14 protein-coding genes are annotated in these 20758 nt (G+C 64.1%); 6 read left to right on the top strand and 8 right to left on the bottom strand.

Going from position 1 to position 20758, the window contains the following annotated elements; translation table 11 throughout:
- Positions 1-15 precede the first annotated feature (15 nt).
- Positions 16-837 (bottom strand): tetratricopeptide repeat protein, encoded by an 822-nt coding sequence (locus ACSQ3L_RS30675; RefSeq protein WP_436163567.1) that lies wholly within the window; start codon positions 835-837, stop codon positions 16-18.
- Positions 838-963: 126 nt separating this feature from the next.
- Between ACSQ3L_RS30675 and ACSQ3L_RS30670 the strand changes: the two genes are divergently transcribed.
- From ACSQ3L_RS30670 to pdeM, 5 genes are all read left to right on the top strand, one after another.
- Positions 964-2328: a leucyl aminopeptidase family protein gene (locus ACSQ3L_RS30670; RefSeq protein ID WP_436163335.1), complete on the top strand. Its 1365-nt coding sequence runs from the start codon at positions 964-966 to the stop codon at positions 2326-2328.
- Positions 2329-2400: 72 nt separating this feature from the next.
- Complete coding sequence (locus ACSQ3L_RS30665) at positions 2401-2751, top strand: MarR family winged helix-turn-helix transcriptional regulator (protein ID WP_056588405.1); 351 nt, start codon at positions 2401-2403, stop codon at positions 2749-2751.
- Positions 2752-2825: 74 nt separating this feature from the next.
- Complete coding sequence (locus ACSQ3L_RS30660) at positions 2826-3686, top strand: C40 family peptidase (RefSeq protein ID WP_436163334.1); 861 nt, start codon at positions 2826-2828, stop codon at positions 3684-3686.
- Between the two features lie 67 nt (positions 3687-3753).
- On the top strand, positions 3754-6273 hold the full coding sequence (locus ACSQ3L_RS30655; RefSeq protein ID WP_436163333.1) for a ligase-associated DNA damage response DEXH box helicase: 2520 nt from the start codon (positions 3754-3756) through the stop codon (positions 6271-6273).
- Positions 6274-6286: 13 nt separating this feature from the next.
- On the top strand, positions 6287-7003 hold the full coding sequence (pdeM, locus tag ACSQ3L_RS30650; RefSeq protein WP_436163332.1) for a ligase-associated DNA damage response endonuclease PdeM: 717 nt from the start codon (positions 6287-6289) through the stop codon (positions 7001-7003).
- Positions 7004-7009: 6 nt separating this feature from the next.
- Here the strand turns inward: pdeM and ACSQ3L_RS30645 are convergent, their stop codons facing one another.
- From ACSQ3L_RS30645 to ACSQ3L_RS30635, 3 genes are read right to left on the bottom strand one after another with little or no spacing between them, the layout of a single operon-like run.
- Entirely contained in the window at positions 7010-7945 is a 936-nt protein-coding gene (locus ACSQ3L_RS30645; protein WP_436163331.1) for a dimethyl sulfoxide reductase anchor subunit family protein, read from the bottom strand.
- A gap of 3 nt (positions 7946-7948) precedes the next feature.
- Positions 7949-8683, bottom strand: a complete 735-nt coding sequence (locus ACSQ3L_RS30640) for a 4Fe-4S dicluster domain-containing protein (protein WP_436163330.1) — start codon at positions 8681-8683, stop codon at positions 7949-7951.
- Complete coding sequence (locus tag ACSQ3L_RS30635; RefSeq protein WP_436163329.1) at positions 8680-11610, bottom strand: molybdopterin oxidoreductase family protein; 2931 nt, start codon at positions 11608-11610, stop codon at positions 8680-8682. The genes ACSQ3L_RS30640 and ACSQ3L_RS30635 overlap by 4 nt, the downstream gene beginning before the upstream one ends.
- 278 nt (positions 11611-11888) lie before the next feature.
- Here ACSQ3L_RS30635 and ACSQ3L_RS30630 point away from each other — a divergent pair, with 278 nt between their 5' ends.
- A complete protein-coding gene (locus tag ACSQ3L_RS30630) occupies positions 11889-12791 on the top strand; it encodes a LysR substrate-binding domain-containing protein (protein WP_436163328.1) in 903 nt (300 codons plus the stop codon).
- Positions 12792-12999: 208 nt separating this feature from the next.
- On the opposite strand, the gene ACSQ3L_RS30625 is transcribed toward ACSQ3L_RS30630, so the two are convergent.
- The 4 genes from ACSQ3L_RS30625 to ACSQ3L_RS30610 all read right to left on the bottom strand — a co-directional run bounded on the left by ACSQ3L_RS30625 (position 13000) and on the right by ACSQ3L_RS30610 (position 20346).
- Positions 13000-14256: an Hsp70 family protein gene (locus ACSQ3L_RS30625; protein WP_436163327.1), complete on the bottom strand. Its 1257-nt coding sequence runs from the start codon at positions 14254-14256 to the stop codon at positions 13000-13002.
- A 169-nt stretch (positions 14257-14425) separates the two neighbouring features.
- Positions 14426-15217 carry a TIGR02186 family protein gene (locus ACSQ3L_RS30620; protein ID WP_436163326.1) on the bottom strand — a complete coding sequence of 264 codons (792 nt, stop codon included), beginning with the start codon at positions 15215-15217 and terminating at the stop codon, positions 14426-14428.
- Positions 15217-16140, bottom strand: a complete 924-nt coding sequence (locus tag ACSQ3L_RS30615) for a sulfite exporter TauE/SafE family protein (RefSeq protein WP_436163325.1) — start codon at positions 16138-16140, stop codon at positions 15217-15219. Before ACSQ3L_RS30615 ends, ACSQ3L_RS30620 begins: the two co-directional genes overlap by 1 nt.
- Positions 16141-16332: 192 nt before the next feature.
- Positions 16333-20346, bottom strand: coding sequence for a peptidoglycan-binding protein (locus ACSQ3L_RS30610; protein WP_436163324.1), 4014 nt, complete (start codon positions 20344-20346; stop codon positions 16333-16335).
- Between the last annotated feature and the right edge of the window lie 412 nt (positions 20347-20758).

The following is a 20758-nucleotide window of genomic DNA, read 5'->3' as shown; positions in this document are numbered from 1 at the left end:
GTTGGGATTGTGGTCTCAGTTGGTCGCGGATTTCGGCTTGTCCTGATCCTTGAGCTGGCTCCAGGCATTCTGCTGGGCCAGCATCTGCCTTAGATAGGCGACATTTGCTTGCGCCTGTTCGGGCGAGAGTTCCTGCGAGGCGATCTTCTCGGCTTCGTCGAAACGGCCTTGCAGGCCGACGACCAGCGCCAGGTTCTGGCGGACCCGGCTGTCCGCATTCGGCTGCTGCGCGGCCGAGCGCATATAGGTCTCGGCGGTGCGCAGGTCGCCTTCCAGCACATAGGACATGCCTAGATTGGAGAGCACGGAAGGTTCGTTCGGCTTGAGGTCGAGTGCCTTGCGGTAAAGCTGGCGCGCATCGTCCTTCTGACCGGTCTGGTCGAGAATGGCCGCTTCGGCCGACACCAGCTTCCAGTCGGGATATTCCGGCGTCTGAGCGCGGCGCACGGCGTCGAGTGCCGCCTCGAACTGGCCATTGGCGGCCAGCGCCTTGCCATAGGATGCAAGCACGTCGCGATCCTTCGGCAGAGCGATGGCGAGCTTGCGCATCACGGCCAGCGACTGGTCGGCGTCGCCGTCCATCTGCAATGCCGCCGCATAGTTTGTCGCTATCCGCTTGTCGTTCGGATTCCTGGCATAGGATTGGCCAAGTGCGCCGGTGGCATTGTGCAGTTCTCCGGCCGACATGGTTTCCAGCGGTTTGCCGCTGGTGCGTCCGATCGAGCCGGTGGAGAGCTTATCGGTCCCGCAACCGGCGACACCGGCCGCGAGCGCCAGCATGAGGGCCGTGGTGATAAGCCGTTTTCCCCTGGCATTGATCGTGCGGTCGGTCGGCATCGGCACCTGGGCCTCCATTCGTGCGCGGCCATTGCGTGGCCGTCTTCCCTCCCGCAGAAATATTCTGTTAACCCTAACGGACGGTTAAGAACGCCGACTCAACGGCCGCCCCACGGAGAACATCGAATGTCTGTCGAACTCGTCGAGAAGAAACTGCCGGGCGCTCTCCCGGTCCATCTGGTCGCCAGGGACGGCCTCGATGCAGCTGGTCTTGCGCCAGCCGCCGTGGCCTGGGCGAGGGCTAACGGCTTTTCAGGCGAGGCAGGCAGGACGCTGGTCGTGCCCGGCGAAAACGGAGCGCTCGGCGGCGCCTTGTTCGGTATCGGCGATGGCGAAGGCGCGCTCGCCCTCGGCGCATTGTCGAAAGCCTTGCCGGAGGGTGACTGGCATTTTGCCTCGGCGCCGGCCGGGCCGGAACTTGCCGCAACCGCGCTGGTGCTCGGCGGCTATGTCTTCACCCGATATGGCAAGAAACCAGGCAAGACGCTGCGCTTCGGCTTGCCTGCCGGCGTCGATGCCGGGCGCGTTCGCCACATCGCCGATGGCGTATTCCTGACACGCGATCTAGTCAACACGCCGACCAGCGACATGGGTCCGGAAGACCTGGAGCAAGCGGTGCGAACCCTGGCCGGCGCCCACAATGCGGAAGTCTCGGTGGTGAAGGGCGACGATCTTCTCGAGCAGAATTTCCCGATGATCCATGCCGTCGGCCGCGCATCGGCCGGCGCACCGCGCCTGATCGACATGCGATGGGGGCAGCAAGGCGCGCCGAAGGTGACGCTGGTCGGCAAGGGCGTCTGTTTCGACACCGGCGGTCTCGACATCAAGCCCTCGGCCGGCATGCTCCTGATGAAGAAAGACATGGGCGGTGCCGCCAATGTGCTTGGTCTGGCCTCGATGATCATGGCTGCCGGGCTGAATGTGCGGCTGCGCGTGCTCATTCCCGCGGTCGAGAATTCGATTGCCGGCAACGCCTTTCGGCCCGGCGACGTGCTGACGAGCCGCAAGGGCATCACGGTCGAGATCGGCAACACGGATGCCGAGGGACGGCTGGTGCTGGCCGATGCGCTGGCGCTGGCCGACGAGGAGGAGCCGCAGCTTCTGGTCGACATGGCGACACTGACCGGGGCAGCTCGTGTCGCGCTCGGCCCGGACCTGCCGCCGTTCTACACCGGCGACGAGGCGCTGGCATCCGATCTGGCGGCGGCTTCCGTCGCGACGGAGGATCCGCTGTGGCGCATGCCGTTGTGGCGGCCCTACGATGCAAAACTGTCATCGAAGATCGCCGACATCAACAATGTCACTACGGACGGTTTCGCCGGCTCGATCACGGCGGCGCTGTTCCTGAAGCGCTTCGTCGAAAAGACCGCGGGCTGGGCGCATTTCGACATCTTCGCCTGGAACCCGGCCGACCGTCCGCATGGTCCGGCAGGCGGCGAGGCGCAAGGCATTCGCGCGCTGGAGCGGATCATCTCGAAACGCTACGGCTGACAGTTGCGGGCAGAGCCGGCAAATTGCCTTGACTGAAACGGAACCGAAACAATTTGCCGTCATGCTGGCGCGATGTCGATTGCGATGCGCCCGAGCCAGGCCTTGCGACTGTGGCAGCAAGTGATGCTGTCGCAGGTGCGCGACGATGCACCGGATCTGACCATGCGCCAGACAGCGATCCTGTTCACCATCTATCTCGATCCGCCGCCGCACACCGTGCGCGGGCTCGCCGCCCGCCTCAATGTCACCAAGCCGGTGATCACCCGCGCGCTCGACACGATGGGTGCATTGAAGCTGGTGTCCCGGCATCGCGACGAGCTCGACAAGCGCAATGTGCTGATCAGGCGCACGGTCGAAGGGGCGCTCTTTGTCGAGCGCTTCGGCGATGGTATCATCGCCAAGGCCCACGAACTGCCGATTTAGAGCATGATCCCGAAAAGTGGGAACCGGTTTTCGGACAAGATCATGCGGAAACAAACAAAAGCCGAGTTGCCGATTTGACTGCCAGGGATGCCCGCCTTCACGCTTTCCGTTCCGACCTCGCCGATGCACGGCTGAAGGGCGAGGTCGCCGCCGACCGCTTCGTCGCCGGTCGGCCGGCGCGCATCACCGCGTCCGTGGCCGATATGCGCAAGGCGCCGCGGCCGGATGCCGGCGTCAACACGCAACTTCTGTTCGGCGACGATGTCCTCGTCTTCGAGGTCACTGAGGGCTGGGCCTGGATCCAGGCGGAACGCGACGGCTATGTCGGCTATGTCGCCGATACGATGCTGGGCGGGCGGGACCATGCGCCCACGCACATCGTCAGCGTGCCGCGCACCTTCCTCTATCCCGGGCCGGATCTGCGCTTTCCCATCGCAGGACAATTGTCGATGGGATCGACGGTGACGGTGACGGACGCCGCCGAAACGCGCGGCACGCACTATGCTGTTCTTCCCTCTGGAGAGGCGTTCATCGCAGGTCACCTGCGGCCAGTCAGCGAAGTTGCCGCGGATTATGTCGCGGTTGCCGAGACGTTTCTTGGAACGCCGTATCTCTGGGGTGGTACTTCCGGTTTCGGCATCGACTGCTCGGGCCTAGTGCAACTGGCGATGCGGATGGCCGGCAGCGACGTGCTGCGCGATTCCGACATGCAGGCGGCGACGCTCGGCGAGCCGCTGGAACCGGGACCTGATTTCTCAGGGCTGCGGCGCGGCGACCTGGTGTTCTGGAAGGGCCATGTCGCCGTCATGACCGATGCCGACACGATGATCCACGCCAACGGCCACACCATGCTGGTGTCGCGCGAAGGGTTGAAGGACGCCGTCGCCCGCATCGGCTACCTCTATGGCGGCCCGACAGGGTTTCGGCGGCCGTAGGGAAGAACGATCCCCTTTTGTTCCGATTCTTCTTGGCGTTCGCGCGCCGTCGCGCTACCTCTGGCGAGTGACAGAGCAGCCGCGCCTTGCCGAACAGAATGCCACCGTGGCCCTGCCCGAACCATTCATCAGATGGTTTGGCGAGAAGGGCTGGTCGCCGCGTGCCCATCAGATCGAACTTCTGGCGAAAGCCCAGGCTGGACAGTCGGTGCTGTTGATCGCGCCGACCGGCGCCGGCAAGACGCTGGCCGGGTTCCTGCCCTCGCTGACCGAACTGGCCAACCGGCCAAGGCGAAAGCCAGGCCAGGCGCATCGCGGAATCCACACGCTCTACATCTCGCCGCTGAAGGCGTTGGCCGTCGATATCGAGCGCAATCTCGGCAAGCCGGTGGAGGAAATCGGCCTGCCCGTCACCATCGAGACACGCACCGGCGACACGCCGTCACACAAGCGACAGCGCCAGAAGCTGGTGCCGCCCGACATCCTGCTCACCACGCCCGAGCAACTGGCGCTGCTGATCGCGGCGCCCGACGCCAGGCGTTTCTTCGAGGATCTGCGCTATGTCGTGCTCGACGAGTTGCACTCGCTGGTGACATCGAAGCGCGGGCATCTGCTGGCGCTCGGTCTGGCACGGCTGCGCAGCTACGTGCCTGGCCTGCAGACGATAGGCTTGTCGGCGACGGTGGCCGAACCAGACGAGTTGCGGCGCTGGCTTGTCAGCCAGAATCCGCCGGGCACCATGGCCGGCCTGATCACCGTGGCCGGCGGGGCCAAGCCCGACATCTCCATTCTCGACTCGGAACAGCATGTGCCGTGGTCCGGCCATTCGGCCCGCTACGCCATTCCCGAAATCTATGAGGCGATCAAGCGGCACCGCACGACGATCCTGTTCGTCAACACGCGCAGCCAGGCGGAACTCCTGTTCCAGGAATTGTGGCGGGCAAATGAGGACTCGCTGCCGATTGCCTTGCATCACGGCTCGCTCGATGTCGGTCAGCGTCGGCGGGTCGAGAAGGCGATGGGCGAGAATGCGCTGCGCGCCATTGTTGCGACGTCGACGCTCGATCTCGGCATCGACTGGGGCGATGTCGACCTGGTCGTGCATGTCGGCGCGCCGAAGGGTGCGAGCCGGCTGGCGCAGCGCATCGGTCGCGCCAACCACCGTATGGACGAACCCTCCAAGGCGATCCTCATTCCGGCCAATCGTTTCGAGGTGCTGGAATGCCGGGCTGCCCTTGACGCCAATTATCTCGGTGCGCAGGACACGCCGCCGCTGATCGACGGCGCGCTCGACGTGCTGTCGCAGCATGTGCTGGGCGTCGCCTGCGGCGCGCCTTTCCACCCCGACCATTTGTTCGAAGAAGTGCGCAGTGCCGCGCCCTATGCCGGTCTGGCCCGCGAAACCTTCGATCGCGTCGTCGATTTTGTCGCCACCGGCGGCTACGCGCTGAAGAATTACGAGCGCTACGCCCGCATTCGAAAGACGGTCGGCGGGCTGTGGCGGGTCTCACATCCGCGCATCGCCCAGCAATACCGGCTGAATGTCGGCACCATCGTCGAAATGCCCGAACTCAATATCCGCTATGTCAGGCAGGGTCGTGGCATGGCTGGGCGCGGCGGGCCGGTGCTGGGCAAGGTCGAGGAGTATTTCGCCGAGACCTTGCGTCCCGGCGACAACTTCCTGTTCGCCGGCAAGGTGCTGCGCTTCGAGGGCATTCGCGAGAACGAATGCGTCGTCTCCAACGGCGCCGGCGCCAACATCATCGTGCCGTCCTATGCCGGTGGTAAGTTTCCGCTGTCGACCTATCTCGCCGACCAGGTGCGCGGCATGCTGGCCGACAGCGACCGCTGGCAGGCGCTGCCCGAGCAGGTCGCCGACTGGCTGCGGCTGCAGAAGGAAAAATCGGTGCTGCCGAAGCGCGGCGACCTTCTGGTGGAAACCTTTCCACGCGGCAACCGCCACTACATGGTCGCCTACCCCTTCGAAGGCAGGCTGGCGCACCAGACGCTCGGCATGCTCCTGACGCGGCGGCTGGAGCGCGCCAATGCGCGACCGCTCGGCTTCGTCGCCACCGACTATTCGCTGGCCGTCTGGGCGCTGGACGACATGGCGGCGCTGTTCAAGGCGAAGAAGCCGTCATTGGCCGCCTTGTTCGACGAGGACATGCTGGGCGACGACCTCGAGGCCTGGCTGAACGACAGCTGGATGCTGAAGCGGACCTTCCGCACCTGCGCCGTCATTGCTGGACTGATCGAGAAGCGTTTTCCTGGCCAAGAGAAGAGCGGCCGCCAGGTGACGGTGTCGGCCGATCTCATCTATGACGTGCTGCGCAGCCACGAACCGGACCATATCCTGTTGCAGGCAACGCGCACGGATGCATCGGCCGGACTGCTCGATGTCAGCAGACTTGCCGAGATGCTCTCGCGTGTGCGAGGTCGAATCATGCATAAGCATCTCGAGCAGATATCGCCGCTGGCCGTGCCGATCATGCTGGAGATCGGCAAGGAATCGGTGAATGGCGGCGCCAATGAGTCGCTTTTGATGGAAGCGGCCAATCTGGTCGAGGAGGCCATGGGCCAAAGATGAGACCGATTTCGAGATGAATTTTTCGCTGGCGCGCACATCGCTGATCGCCGAGGCCGACCTTGTCGGCATCGCCGGCGAGCGTGCCGTATGCGATCCGCGCGGCGTGCTTTATTTTCCGGACCTGCGGCTTCTGGCCGTTTCCGACCTGCATCTCGAAAAAGGTTCGTCGCTGGCGCGACGCGGCACGCTGATCCCGCCCTACGACACCGGCGCGACCTTGCTGCGGTTGCAGGCCGTCATTGCTGACTACCAGCCGTCCATCGTCATCAGCCTGGGTGACAGCTTCCACGACGGCGGCGGTGCCGAGCGGATGCATGCAAGCTTCCGTGAACGGCTGGAAGCGCTGATATCAGGCCGCGACTGGTTCTGGGTTGCCGGCAATCATGATCCTGAAGCGCCAGCCGACCTGCCCGGTGAGACGGTGCAGGAACTCGCCATAGGCTCGCTGCTGTTCCGGCATGAGCCATCGAAACAGCGTGTCGAAGGCGAAATAGCGGGCCATCTGCATCCTTGCGCGCGCATCGTGCAGCGCGGCCGTTCGGTGCGGCGTCGTTGTTTCGCCGGCGACGGCGGCCGCATGATCATGCCAGCCTTCGGCGCCTACACCGGCTCGCTCAACGTCCTCGACCGCGCCTATGCCGGGCTGTTCCGCCTGGATACGCTGATGGCTTATATGCTCGGCACGGAGCGAATTTTCGCGATTTCGCGCTCGATGTTGCGGCCCGGCTGAACAGCCCTACCTGCCGTAGTAGAGCATGACGGTGTGCTTCGCCTCGGCGAAGAACAGCCATCTTTCGACCAGCATGCCGGCGAACTGCACGATGGCCGCCAGCACCGCCAGTAACGCCGCCAGCGGCCAGGGCAGCGCGAACACAATGGCGAGCAGCAGGATGGGCAAGGCGAAGGCCAGCACCTGCGTGATCTGGCGCAGCCGCGCGCTGTGCTTGCGGGCGATGCGGAAACCCATTTCCTTTAGCAGGTAGTTTTCCTCGGTATGCGGCCATTCCAGCGACCGCACCGTCCCGCCCGCCAACCCCGTGGCGGTGTTGGCGGTGGTCGGGATTTCCAGTCGGTCATTGTAGCGCCAGGTCGCCAGTTTCCAGCCCCAGCCGAGCAAAGTAAGCAGCAGGCAAGCCGCCAGCAGCACCTTCGAACCGAGCGCAAAACCCTGCAGCAGCGCGTTCATCAGCACGCTGCCGGTCATCGCCGAGAAGATGAGATAACCGGGCAGGGTGAAGCGGCTATGCCACTGGGCGATCGGTTTCAGCGACGCATAGATCATACCGGTGGTGCAGACGGTGACGACTGCACAGCCGGCCATTAGAAATCCGGCGATGCCGACCCAGCCATCGGTGCGGCCGAAAAACACCCAGCCGACGCCGAACAGTCCCGCCGGGATGAAAGTGATGACCGAAGCAATACCTTCGCGCGACAGCCATGAGCTCCGCCATTGCGAGAACGCTCGCCAGGCGCGTTCGGGGCGGCCGAGGTGACCGGTCGATGACAACAGCCCGGCCGTGATCAGGCCGAGAGCCAGGGCCATGCCGATAAGGCCCAGCCAGAAATCGGGCGGGATGATCTGGAAGCCTCCGAGCACGCCGAGCAGCGCCAGCAGCCCATAGCCGGCGCCGGTGGCGGTGGTGAAGAAGACAACGGAGAAGGCTGGATGCATGGGTCAGTTCGAAAGCATGCGGTCGACCCAGCCGAGGAAACCGCCTTCGGCCCGCACCGGTTCGAGAGCCGGTGCGGCAACCGATGCGGCGCGCTTGCTGTGGGCGCGCGGCGGCAAATATTTGTTGGTCGGGCGATAGCCAAGTTCCGGCATCAGGTCGACGCCGCCGCGCTCCGCCACCAGTTGCGAGATTGCCGAGAGGGGATCGCCGAGATCGCCGAAATGCCGGGCGCTGGTCGGGCATGCGGCGACGCAGGCCGGCACGCGGTCTTCCTCGGCCAGATTGTCATTGTAGATGCGGTCGACGCACAGCGTGCACTTCTTCATCACGCCGACATCGGTGTCAAATTCGCGCGCGCCGTAGGGGCAGGCCCAGCTGCACAATTTGCAGCCGATGCACTTGTCCTCGTCGATCAGCACGATGCCGTCCGAGGCTCGCTTGTAGGAGGCGCCGGTCGGGCAAACGGTGACACAGGCCGGCGTCTCGCAGTGCAGGCAGGAGCGCGGAAAGTTGACGGTGCGTCCGCCCATCTCGGTCGTGTGCTCATAAGCGTGCACACGGTTGAACCAGACGCCGTCGACATGGCCGCCATAGGGGTCGATGTCGGTCAGCGGCGCCATGTGGCCGCCGGTATTCCATTCCTTGCAGGCCGTGACGCAAGCCTGGCAACCGACGCAGGTGTCGAGATCGATGACGAGGCCGAGCTTCCTGTCGGTTTGCGCTGGAAGGCACGTCATAGGGTTTCTTCCCGCTTGCGCCGAAACTCGGCACCGAAAGTCAGTTTGTCGGGCGAGGATTCGAAATGCGGCGGCTGCTGGAAACGCTCGAACTGCGGCTCGGTGAAGCCGGCTTCCTCGGCCGCGCATTTCACGATGCGCACGCGCAGGTCGAACCACGCCGCCTGGCCGGTGACCGGATCTGAGTTCGAATAGCGTTTGCCCTGTGCATCTGCCGAGGTCTGGTCGCCGATGATGTGGTTGAGCAGGAAGCCGCGATTGGATTCGGCTGCGTCGTCCTTCAGCCCCCAGCTGCCGCGCCGCTTGCCGATGGCGTTCCAGGTCCAGACAGTGCTTTCGTTCACCCCATCGATCAGCTTGATCTGCCCCTTCACCCTGCCGTTGATGCTCTCGATCCACACCCAGTCGTCATCGACGAGGCCGAGGCCAGCTGCCGTCCGGTGATGCACGAACAGCCGGTTCTGGCTGGTGATCTGCCGCAGCCATGCATTCTGCGATCCCCAGGAATGGTACATGTGCATCGGCCGCTGCGTCAGCGCATGAAGCGGATATTTTTGCAGGTCAACGACAGCTTCCTCGAACGGCATGTGCCAGAAGGGCAGCGGGTCCATGTAGGTTTCGATGCGCTCGCGATCGCCTTCCGGCGGTAACACACGGCCATGGCCACGCGCGGCGAGTCTGAAGCGCTGCATCGGCTCCGAGTAGAGTTGGAAAACGATCGGCTCTGCTTTCGGGATAAAACCCATCTGCACCGCGAAGTCGAGATAGGAGCGGTTGGCCATCTTGTAGTAGCGCTGGTCGTCCGCGAAGTCATGATGCCAGAAGCCGCCATTGTCGATGTAGCGCTGCAACTGGTCCTGATTGGCCTCGCCCTTGCCGATCGCGGTTCCATCCTTGCCGCGCCAGCCGGCGAGCGGACCGATGCCGGGCGTGCGCTCATGGTTGACGATGTAGTCTGCGTAGTCGGCATACTTGGCCGAGCCATCGTCGTTGACGAAACCGGGCAGGCCGAGCCGGGCGCCGAGTTCGATCAGCACCGACTGGAACGGTCTGACGTCGCGGTCGGGCTCGACGACGGGATGACGAATGGCGTCGCCGGGTCCGTCGGCATGGCTGATCGGCCGGTCGAGCAGGCTGATGCAGTCGTGGCGCTCGAGATAGGTGGTGTCCGGCAGCACAAGGTCGGCGAACGGCACGGTCTCGGAATAATAGGCATCGGAATAGATGATGAAGGGGATCTTGTAGTCGCCCGCTTCGTCGCTGTCGGTCAGCATTGCCATGGTCTCGACGGTGTTCATCGAGGAATTCCACGCCATGTTCGACATGTACATCATCAGCGTGTCGATCTTGTAGGGATCGCCGGCCCAGGCATTGCGGATGACGGTGTGCATCAGGCCGTGCGCGGCGAGCGGCGCGTCCCAGGAATAGGCCTTGTCGATGCGAAGAGGCGTGCCGGCCTCATCGACAAGCAGATCGTCCGGTCCGCAGACGAAACCGAGCGGCATGCCATCGAGCGGCGTCATCGGCTTGACCGTCTTGCCGGCCGGTTTCGGCTCGGGCGGCGCGGAGCGGGGGTAGGGCGGCTTGAAGCGGAAGCCGCCGGGGACATCCACCGTGCCCAGCAGCACTTGAAGCAAATGGATGGCGCGGCAGGTGTGAAAACCGTTCGAGTGGGCCGAGATGCCGCGCATGGCGTGCATCGAGACAGGCCGCCCCTTGATTGTCTCGTGGCGGCGCCCGGCCCAGTCGGTCCAGGCGATCGGCAGTTCGATCGTCTGTTCGAAGGCGACATGGGCGAGTTCGGCGGCGATCCTGCGGATCGTGTCGGCGTCAATGCCGCAGCGCTCGGCGACCGCGTCAGGTGCATAGCTCTCATCGAGATAGCGGTCGGCGATGAGCTGGAACACCGGGACGCAGCGGCGGCCATCGACGTCAAAGCTGCCGGTCAACGCCGGCTTGGCATCTGCATCGGCGGCACTGACAGGCGTCTTCGCAACCCTGTCCCAGGCGAGCGGATTGCCATCGGCGTCGCGAGCGAACAGCCCGTCATCGGCCGCACCAGGCTCCTGGATGACGAGCGAATGGGCGTTGGTGTAGCGCAGCAAATAATCGAGATCGACGCGGCCCGCCCTAAGCAATTCGTGGATGAGGGCGAATACGAACAGGCCGTCGGTGCCGGGCCGAATGCCGATCCAATCGTCGGCTATCGCGTTGTAGCCGGTGCGGCACGGATTGATCGAAACAACCTTGGCGCCACGCGCCTTGAGCTTGCCCAGACCGATCTTGATCGGGTTGGAATCATGGTCCTCGGCAACGCCGAACAGCATGAAATATCGGGTGTTGTCCCAGTCGGGCTCGCCGAACTCCCAGAACGAACCGCCGATCGTGTAGAGCCCGCCCGCCGCCATGTTGACCGAACAGAAGCCGCCATGGGCGGCGAAGTTCGGCGTGCCGAACTGGCCCGCCCACCAGCCGGTCAAGGATTGGGATTGATCGCGGCCGGTGAAGAAGGCGAGTTTCTTGGGGTCGGTCCGGCGGATGTTCGACAGCCGTTCCGTCGCGATCGAAAACGCCTCTTCCCACTCGATCTCGCGGAACTCACCCGAGCCGCGTGGACCGGTCCGTAGCAGCGGCTTTTTCAGCCTTGCCGGACTGTAATGCTGCATGATGCCGGAGGCGCCCTTGCCACAGATCACGCCGCGATTGACCGGATGGTCCTTGTTGCCGTTGATGTAGCGGACCTTGCCATCCTTGATGTGCACGTCGATGCCGCAGCGGCAGGCGCACATGTAGCAGGTCGTCTTGGCAATGCTGTCGGAAACGTCAGGCGAAGTGTCGACGCCGTCGCCTTCATCAGGCGCGCGCGTGTCAGCCAGCGGGCGTTGCGATGGTGCCGAATTCGCGCCGCGCGGCGGTCCCTGCCTCATGATCCGGTGGTGCCTGTACGGCCCACGGATTTGGCCCGTGTCTTCGGTCCGGGTCCGCGCATGTAATGCTCTTCCGGGTGATATCGATCACCGGCCAGCCGCCGCCTTATGCCGCGGGTCCAATGCGCAAGCACGGATCTGAACCGCCCGATCATTCTGCTCTCTGCGATCCCCTAGCGATTTTTTTCTAACTTCGCCCGAAAACTTAGAATAAAGCTATCGATCTGTCTAATCAGTTGTTCTTGTAAATTCAATCGGTATTGGTTCTTAATGCGCTCATGACCCTGGACCAGTTGCGGATTTTCGTCGCCGTCGCCGAGCGCGGCCATATGACCAAGGCGGCGGAACTGCTGGGCATTTCTCAGTCGGCCGCATCGGCCGCTATCCGGGCGCTTGAGGAACAGCACGGCGTCCATCTGTTCAACCGGGTTGGCCGCAATATCGAGCTTGCCCAGACCGGTCACCGCTTCCTGCCCGAGGCCAAGGCCGTGCTCGAGCGGGCCGCTGCTGCCCGCAATGTGCTGGAACATGTCTCGCAAACGGTCACCGGCAGCCTCTCGATCGCCGCTAGCCAGACCATCGCCAGCTACTGGTTGCCACGCCGGCTGGCTTCCTTCCACGAAGCTTATCCGGCCGTCAGGCTGAGCGTCTCCATCGGCAACACCAGGCAGGTGGAGGCCAATGTCCTCGATGGCGCGGCGGACCTCGGCCTGGTCGAGGGGCGCACCGAGTCCGACATCCTGCGCCGCACCAAGGTCGACGTCGACAGGCTGATGCTGGTGGTCGCCAGCGCGCATCCGGAGATCGCCGAAGTCGCGCCCGGCCACCCAGACATCAAGGGCTTGCGCTGGATCATCCGCGAGGGCGGTTCGGGAACGCGCGAGGTGCTGGAGGATCTGGCGCGCCGCGAAGGAATTTCACTCGCCGACTTGCAGATATTCCTGGTGCTGCCGAGCAATGAGGCTATCCGCCAGGCAGTCGGGGCTGGAGCCGGTGCCACCATTATTTCGGAGCTTGTCGTGGCCCGCGCCGTCGCCGAAGGCAGTCTCAGATCCGTGCCCCTCGAATTGCCGAAACGCGACTTCGCCATGATCACCCATCGCGACCGCCAGGCAAGCCTGGCCCAGATGGCGCTCAAGGCGCATCTCGGCGCGGAGATGAACGGGTCTGCGCCAAGGTAGGGTTCGTTGAGATTCAGGTCAGGCCGAGTCGAAAATGGTTGATGCCGAGAACCGGAGCGGAGCGTACTTAAAGTACATGAGCACCGGCCTACGCCGGCCATAGCCTTAACTGCCACGACCACGCTTGATTGCTTCGGCCGGCGAAGGCCGGAAGCGCAGGTATCAGCCATTTGCAGGCCGGCATCACCTGAATATCAATGGACCCTGGTCAGCCGAACTTGCGTTGCGCATCCAGCGCCAGGCCAAGCCCGACCGAGCCGAACATGTCGCCTTCGATGACGGATGCCTGCGGCACCAGCGACAGGATTTCTCGCCTTGCCAGCGGGATCGCGGTCGATCCGCCGGTCAGGAACACCGCGGTGATGTCGGATGGCTTCACTTCAGCGTCCCGGATGGTCTGCGCCACCGTTGCGGTGACCCGCTCGATGTCCCTGGCAATCGTGGCGTCGAGCCCGTTGCGCGTGATTTCGGCGGCGAACCCAGCGCCCGGTAGCTTCACCGCGACCTCCGCGGATGATCTGTCGGTCAGCTCGATCTTGGCCTTTTCGACAAGTGCCGCCAGCGCATGTCCGTAGCGGTGTTCGACGATGTGGATGAAGCGGTCGACAAGGTCGGCGCGTTCGGCCTCGTAGCGGATCTGGCGCAGATGCGTCATCGCCTTTGCGGTGTAGACCAGGTTGATGCGCTGCCATGTCGCAAGGTCGATGAAGTAACTTGCCGGCAGATTGCGCTTGCCGTCCTTGGTTGGCGTCAAATAGCCGAGCTGCGGCATCACATGGGCAATGCTCAGCAGCCGATCGAAATCCGTGCCGCCGATATGGACGCCGCGGCTGGCCAGTATGTCGTCCTTGCGGTCGAGCGAGAGGGAGCGCTGCGGTGAAACGCGCACGATCGAGAAGTCCGACGTGCCGCCGCCCATGTCGATGATCAGCGCCAGTTCTTCGCGCGTCACCTTCTGCTCGTAGTCGAGCGCCGCCGCGATCGGCTCGAACTGGAAAGCGATGTGCTTGAAGCCCTGGGCGCGCGCGGCGTTCTCCAGTTCATTTTGCGCCTTCGCGTCGGCCTCTGCGTCATCGTCGACGAATTGCACCGGCCGGCCAAGAACCACGGTCTCGACCGTGTCGCCGGCATCTGCTTCCAGCTTCTTCTTGAGATGGCCGAGGAACATGCCGACGATCTCCATGAAGCCGATCGACCGCGATTTGATGCGTGTCCTTTCATGGGCAAGCGAACTGCCGAGCACGCTCTTCAGCGAACGCATCAGCCGGCCTTCGATGCTGTCGGTGTAGTTGGCGATGGCCTGGCGGCCGAAACAGGTGCGGTTGTCCTCGAAGTTGAAGAACACGGCACTGGGCAGCGTCACCTGGCCGTCCTCAAGCGCGACGAGGCGCGGCTGCCCGTTGCGGACCACGCCAACGGTCGAGTTTGAAGTGCCGAAATCGATGCCGCCGAATGCTGGTCGCAAAGCAGCCTCCTGTCATTGTCCAGCCGGTGGATCGCGCTCGCCGGGAGACGTGCGCCGCGGCCCGGGCAACCGGACCACTCTGCCGAATTGAATTGTGTGTGTTTGCCCGTCGGGCGGGGAGGTGCGGTCTATAGCATGATCGGCGAAAGGGAAACCCCTTTTGGATGGCTCAGTCCTTTCGGAAGATCACCCTTCCAAGCCAGCCCGTCATCATGGCCAGTGATATCGCGAAGATGCCGTAGAGGAAGGAATAATTGTGGGCGACGCGGAAGATCGACTGTTCGAAACCGGATTTGCGGATTTCGAGCTGGGCCGAGCTTTCCTTGATAAACAGGCCGCTCTTGAACAGGAAGGCGCGCGCCTTGTGGGTGCCGACCGGAACGTTAGGCGCTAGCCTGACGGTGGCGCGGAACAGGTTCTGCGACAGGAATTGCACGCCGCCGACATTTTCGCTGTAGAGGCCTGTAGCCGCCTTGCGGCTGCGCAGCGCCGCGGTGAATTCCTCGATGGTCGCCGGGCTGTCGCCGGCATCGGCCGGCTGCATGTAAAGGTTGGAGGCGCCGAGCGACAGCTGTTTGTAGCTGTTGGGTTCGGTGATGTCCTGCAGCGGCCGCGTCGTCGCCACCGAATAGGACACTGGCACGTTCTCGAAGGTCTCGGAGTCCAGGTTGACCCAGACGCCGAGCACCCGGTCCTTGCGGCGCACCACCACCGGTTTGGGTGGGCCTTCGAGCACGACGATGACATCGTAACGGCCTTGGCGGGCGACGAGTGGGTCTGGGTTTTCCAGCGAGCCGAAAATGGTCAGGTCGGCGCCGGAAAAGCCGGCAGTGATCGACACATTGTCGGTGGAGAGCCCGATCTGGATGCCTTCCGTCAGCGGGACCTGTGCCTTCGCCGGCACGGCGGCCGCGAGCAACGACAGGACAATGGCGGCTGCGAACGCGTTGGGACCCTTCATCAGTTGAGGTCCGCGGCAGACAGCGAATAGAGATTGGGCGGGGTGACGAAAAGATCGATGGCAAGCCGGATCGCCACCGCCAGCACCAGCAGCGCCAGCAAGGCCCTGAGCTGCTCGCCGCGCAGGCGCTGGCCGGCCTTGGCACCATATTGCGCGCCGGCGACGCCGCCCGCCATCAGCAGGAAGGCCAGCACGACATCGACCGTTTGGTTGGTGGTGGCATGGACCAGTGTCGTATAGGCGGAGGTGAAGATGATCTGGAACAGCGAGGTGCCGATGACGACATTGGTCGGCACTTTCAAGAGATAGATCAGCGCCGGCACCATGATGAAGCCGCCGCCGACGCCCATGATCGACGACAGGAAGCCGATGCCGGCGCCAAGGCCAAGCACCGGGATGACGCTGACGAACAGTTTTGAGGCCCTGAACCGCATCTTCAGCGGCAAGCGGTGGATCCAATTGTGCTGGCCGGACTTCTTCAGCACCGGCGCCGCACCGCTGCGCGTGGCGCGCAACGCATTGACGCTTTCGACCAGCATCAGCCCGCCGACGGTGCCGAGCAGCACGACGTAGAGCAGCGAGATGAACAGGTCGAGCTGGCCGAGCCTGCGCAGGAGGGCGAAGACGTAGATGCCGCCGGTGGAACCGATGATGCCGCCGGCCAGCAACACCCCGCCGAGCTTGAAGTCGAGCGTGCCGCGCTTCATATGCGAAAGCACGCCGGAGACGGAGGAGGCAATGACCTGGTTGGCGCCGGTGGCGACCGCGATCGCTGGGGGGATGTTGTAGAAGATCAAGAGCGGCGTGATGAGGAAGCCGCCGCCGACGCCGAACATGCCCGACAGGAAACCCACCGCCGCACCCATGGCCAGCAGGACGAAGACGTTGACGGAAATTTCCGCGATCGGGAGATAGATGCCCACCCGTCAGTCTCGATCAGTTCTGCCTGTCGGCGAATGCAACCGTTGCGGGCATCTTGGACCGACAAGCCAATTCGTTCTTGCGCCGGAGGTGCTGCGAAGTCAAACCGCGCTACGCCGCCGAAACAAAAAACATCTCAATCAGTTAACAGGCAAATGTGTGGCAAGGGCGTCGTGGAAGCGACGCCTCTGCCGTTATTTGCGCGCCAGCAGCGCCTTGACCAGTTTTTCATCGACCTCGCCGGTCGCCGGCATCTTATTGTCGGTCTGGAAAGCCATGATCGCGGTCTTTGTTTTCTGGCCCATCTTGCCGTCGGCGCCGCCGGCGTCATAGCCATTCTTGTTGAGAATGCGCTGGATGTTCTGGACAGCCTTCTTCATGTCGATGCTGGCCGTCGTCTGCGGTGCGCCGTCCTGCCAGGATTCAGGGATGTCGGCCGAATTGGCCGTCGCATCCAGCGGCTTGGCCTTCCACAGTTCGGCTGCGGCGCGGGCGCGTTCGAGCTGCTCTGGCCGCAGCGCATTGGCGATCTCGTCGCGCTTGGCCGCCGCATCCTTGTCGCCGGTCTTGGCAACGAGCGCGAACCATTTGTAGGATTCCTCGAGGTTCTGCTTCATGCCGACGCCCTTGGCAGCGAGGATGCCGAGATTGAACTGACTGTCCTTGACGCCGACATCGGCCGCCGCCTGGAACCAGTGCGCGGCCGATTCATTGTCGGTCACGCCGTCCGCGGCCATGGCGAACAGCACGGCCAGATTGTGCATGCCGCTGGCGTTGCCCTGCGCCGCGGAAAGCTGGTACCAGGTCTTCGCCTTCTTGATGTCGCGCGCGACGCCGATGCCCTTTTCGTAGAAATTGCCGATGCGATATTCGGCCGGGGCGAAGCCGAGTTCCGCCGACTTCTCGTACCATTTGGCCGCCGCCGCCATGTCTTCCTTGACGCCGCGCGACTCGGCATAGCGCGAGCCGATCTCGAACAGCGCCTTGGCATCGCCGCCGGCGGCGGCATCGCGCAAGGCGACCGGGCCGGCGTCGGTGGGAATGTCGATCTTTACAGTGGCCACCGCCGGCGAAACGTCCGCTGGCGGAACCGCGCCGGTGCTGCTGTCCTTGGCGCTGGTCGGCTGAGCCGCCATCGGCTGGGTGCCGGTGTCTGCATCGGTTGCTTCCGGGGCGACTGGAACAGTCGGGGCCGGTGCAGCCGAGGCTATCGTGTCGGAAGTCGCCGCGCTGGCATCGGCTGGTGTAGCCGAGGCGACGGGCTCGGGAACCGACTCTGCTGCCGGCGCAGCATCCATCGACGGTCCGGGCGGCGCGGCCATCATGCTTTGCGTCGCCACATCGTCCTTGGTTGCCGGTTCGGACGGCTCGGCCTGTCTGACGGTGCGGTCCGGCGCGCTTTCCACTGCCGTGGGCTGAGCGTCCGCCTTCGGCTGCTGGTTCGCGGTATCGAGCGAGGCGGTCTGCACCGGTTGCGAGGCGGCGATCGGCGCGGCATCGTTGCTCGCCACTTGCGCCGGCTCGGCGAAAAAAGCCTTGCCCAGTTGCAGGCCGCTCAGTGCCAGCAGGATCGCGGTTGTCCCCATCAGGAGCGGCTTGCGCCGCGCCTTGAGCAGGTCGCCGATCCGCAGCGCCTTCACCGGTCCGGTTATCGTCGACTGGCGCTTCAGCGCGTCAGCCTCGGCGGCCGCGGCCTGCGCCGCGCGCCGGGCTGCGGCGATGAAATCCGACTTCGCGGCGTCGGTGTCGCTGGGCTTGGCCGGCTGGCCGCGCTCGTCGCGCACGCGCTTCATGATGGCATTGAGGTCAGGTGCACCGGAGCCGGGCTCCAGCGGCCGGTTGGCCATTTTCGGATCGAGCGGCTCGTCGAGATCGACGCTTGGTATCGGAGCAGTCGGCGCCGAGCCGGCCAGCGGCGGAATGTCCGCCTCCTTCTTGCCCTTGAAGGCGCGGGCCAGCCCGCCGAATAACGATTTGCGGCCACCGGCCTGATCGCCTTTCTCGGCGATCGTGTCGGAACCAAGCGCGGCCATGGCAGCTGCCGCGGCGGCCTCTGCCGGCGTGCGCGTGCCAATACCAATACCCAGGTCGCTACGAGCACCCGGCTCATTGCGCAGGATGGCGGCGGCGCGGCTATCGAGATCGGCCATGTCCCCGGCCAATGGCAGGGGCTGATCGATATCCATCGACGGCGCGTCGACGGCCATTTTGGGTCGCCGTGCGCCGCGCCGGTTGCTCGGCTCGGCCGGTGCCGCATCCAGCAATTCGCTCATCGCCTCGACCGGCTCGCCGGGTTCAAGCGAACCCAGCCGATCGACGATCTTGAGCAACGTGTCGTGGATAGCCTCGAACGTCCTCGAATTGCGTTCGTCGGAGCGCCGTGTCAGCGTTTCAAGCGTCTTCAAATCCTGGGCGAGGCCGGAAACGGCGGTCGTATTGGCGCTCGAACCGGCCAGAGATTGCACTGCGTTCTCGGCCGCTTCGCGCGCCGCGCCAAGGATGGACTCGCGGGTTCCGGCAAGCGACTTTTCGATTTCGTTGAGACGCGGGCTGATGTCCTCGAATTCCGGCAGCGGCGTGCCGGGCTTGGAGAGATGCGCGGACAGGCCGGCGACCTGCGCCTCCAGGCTGCGGATCAATGCCGGATCGATGCCGGCCACCTGCGCGGCCGACACGTCGAGCCGGCTTGAAATGTCTTCGAGCCGGCTTTCCAGGCCGCGGATCGCCGCTTCGCCAGCGGGATCGGGAATACGCGTTTCCATGCGCTTGGCCAGCGCGGTGAAGCGGGCGTCGATGGCTTCCATGATGCCGCTGCTGTCGACCTGCGGCATGCGCTGGTCGAGCCTGTCGGCAACCTCGTCCAGCCGGCGCTCCAGATCGCGGAACAGCATGTTGCCCTGTTCGATGGCGTCACCCTGGCGGCGTTCCATCATACTGGAGAGCACGTCGAAGCGTTGCTCCAGTCCGTGGAAGATGTAGTCGGCGTCGGGCATGGCGGGCGCCTGATCGATCTTGTCGGCGATAAGTGCGATCTGCCTGGCAAGGCGTTCCATCGCCTGCTCGGGCAGATTGGCGCGGCCGGCGAGTTCGTCGACCCGGCTCGACAAGGTGCTCAACCGGTCCATGACTGCGTTGCCGGGACGATCCTGCGCCACTTCCTCGATCTGCCGGGCAAGCGAGTCGATCCGCTTCTCGATGCGCTCGAAAGCCTCGTGGTCGAATGAATTGGCTTGCGCCGCGACCGTCGATGCGACGATGGCGCGGGAAATCTCGTCCAGCCGCTCGTCGATCAGGCCAAGCGTGTCGCTGCCGCGATTGTCCTGCTGGCTCACGAAATGGTCGACGGCGCCGGCAAGCGTGCGCACCTTTTCCTCGAGCGAACGCAGCGACAGCGATTCCGGCAGGTTGTTGACGGCGTTGCTGATCTGCTCCAGGCGGTCGGTCAGAACAGACAGGCCCGGGTCGTCCGAGCGGTTGCGCTGGTTGGCGTCGACACGGTCCTCGAAAGCCGTCCAGCGGCGATCGAAATCGTCCCAGCGGCGGTCGACCTTCTGCACGCTCTCTTCGCGCGCCAGCGTCTCGAGCGCGGCTTTGACCTGTTCGAGTTCGAGCCGCAGCATGTTGACGCTTCTGTCGTCGCTCTTCTCGGCCAGCGTCTGGATGGCGCCGGAAAGCCTTTCGAATTCAAGGCCGAGTTCGGCGCTGCCCTTGGCCGAAGCGCCGGGCCTAGCGCCCGACTGGAAAGCCCGCTCGATGTCCTTGCGCAGCGCTTCGAATTCGCGCTGCAGCCCTGATGTCATCTGGTGGCGCAATTCCTCGCGCATGCCGCGAAGTTCACCGGCAATCTTGCCGACCATGGCGACGCCGTCTTCCTGGCCTCGTACGCGATCGATGTCGCGGGCAATAGCCTGGTAATTCTGCTCGAAAGCGGCGGCTCCCTGCATCGGGCTCTTCGGCCGCGGCGCCGGCTGCGGATCCTCATACCAGCGCTGCTGGCCGGTGGGCCGGGCTGCGGGATAGCGCGCATCGGCACCATACTGGCGGGGATCGGGTTGGCGGAGATCGGAACGTGCCATCGGTTCCTCGCGCGTCCGCTCCAACCGCTGCTCCAGCGTCTCCAGCGACCGGTTCAACTGCTCGAGCGTGGTCTGCGGCCTGCGCTGCCTGCCGGCGTTGAGTGTGTCGAGATAGGACCGCTTGCTGTTCATCGGTGCGTCCGTCTTTCAGAATGGCTGGCTCGTGCCAGTTCCCCCAAGTCCCTGTCGGAACGAAGGCAACCGGGCTTCTATGCCGCGGTGGAAGACGAGCTTCCCAGGTTCTCACCCGCGCTCCGAAAAACCGTGAAAAATTCGATACAAGATAAACACGGGTAGCCGACGTGCCCACATTTCCCCCAACGTGGTAAACAACGCGTTAACCAAACTTAAGAAGTTGCAAGGATGTTGGCTGCCGGCCGTACGGTGCGGCATAAAGGGCGACGCGCAAAACGCCCTTGCGTCATGAGGCGGCTATCGGTATAGAATTGACGTAAACGTAAAAGACGCATCGTGCGTGCTGTTTGCGATTTGTTTGTTGAAACCACGGCTGGAAGCAGGCCCCCGCTTCCAGTCAGGCGACGCA

Origin of the sequence: Mesorhizobium sp. LjRoot246 (genome assembly GCF_964254115.1) — a bacterium.
Classification (GTDB): domain Bacteria; phylum Pseudomonadota; class Alphaproteobacteria; order Rhizobiales; family Rhizobiaceae; genus Mesorhizobium.
The sequence above is the reverse complement of the archived record's forward strand: the minus strand, read 5'-3'. Positions and strand labels throughout refer to the sequence as shown.

Excerpts from the sequence above, each read along its gene's own strand:
- ACSQ3L_RS30620 (WP_436163326.1), bottom strand. The coding sequence starts at position 15,217 with ATGAAGGGTCCCAACGCGTTCGCAGCCGCCATTGTCCTGTCGTTGCTC.
- ACSQ3L_RS30645 (WP_436163331.1), bottom strand. The coding sequence starts at position 7,945 with ATGCATCCAGCCTTCTCCGTTGTCTTCTTCACCACCGCCACCGGCGCC.
- ACSQ3L_RS30675 (WP_436163567.1), bottom strand. The coding sequence starts at position 837 with ATGCCGACCGACCGCACGATCAATGCCAGGGGAAAACGGCTTATCACC.
- ACSQ3L_RS30640 (WP_436163330.1), bottom strand. The coding sequence starts at position 8,683 with ATGACGTGCCTTCCAGCGCAAACCGACAGGAAGCTCGGCCTCGTCATC.
- ACSQ3L_RS30610 (WP_436163324.1), bottom strand. The coding sequence starts at position 20,346 with ATGAACAGCAAGCGGTCCTATCTCGACACACTCAACGCCGGCAGGCAG.
- ACSQ3L_RS30635 (WP_436163329.1), bottom strand. The coding sequence starts at position 11,610 with ATGAGGCAGGGACCGCCGCGCGGCGCGAATTCGGCACCATCGCAACGC.
- ACSQ3L_RS30665 (WP_056588405.1), top strand. The coding sequence starts at position 2,401 with ATGTCGATTGCGATGCGCCCGAGCCAGGCCTTGCGACTGTGGCAGCAA.
- ACSQ3L_RS30630 (WP_436163328.1), top strand. The coding sequence starts at position 11,889 with ATGACCCTGGACCAGTTGCGGATTTTCGTCGCCGTCGCCGAGCGCGGC.
- ACSQ3L_RS30670 (WP_436163335.1), top strand. The coding sequence starts at position 964 with ATGTCTGTCGAACTCGTCGAGAAGAAACTGCCGGGCGCTCTCCCGGTC.
- pdeM (WP_436163332.1), top strand. The coding sequence starts at position 6,287 with ATGAATTTTTCGCTGGCGCGCACATCGCTGATCGCCGAGGCCGACCTT.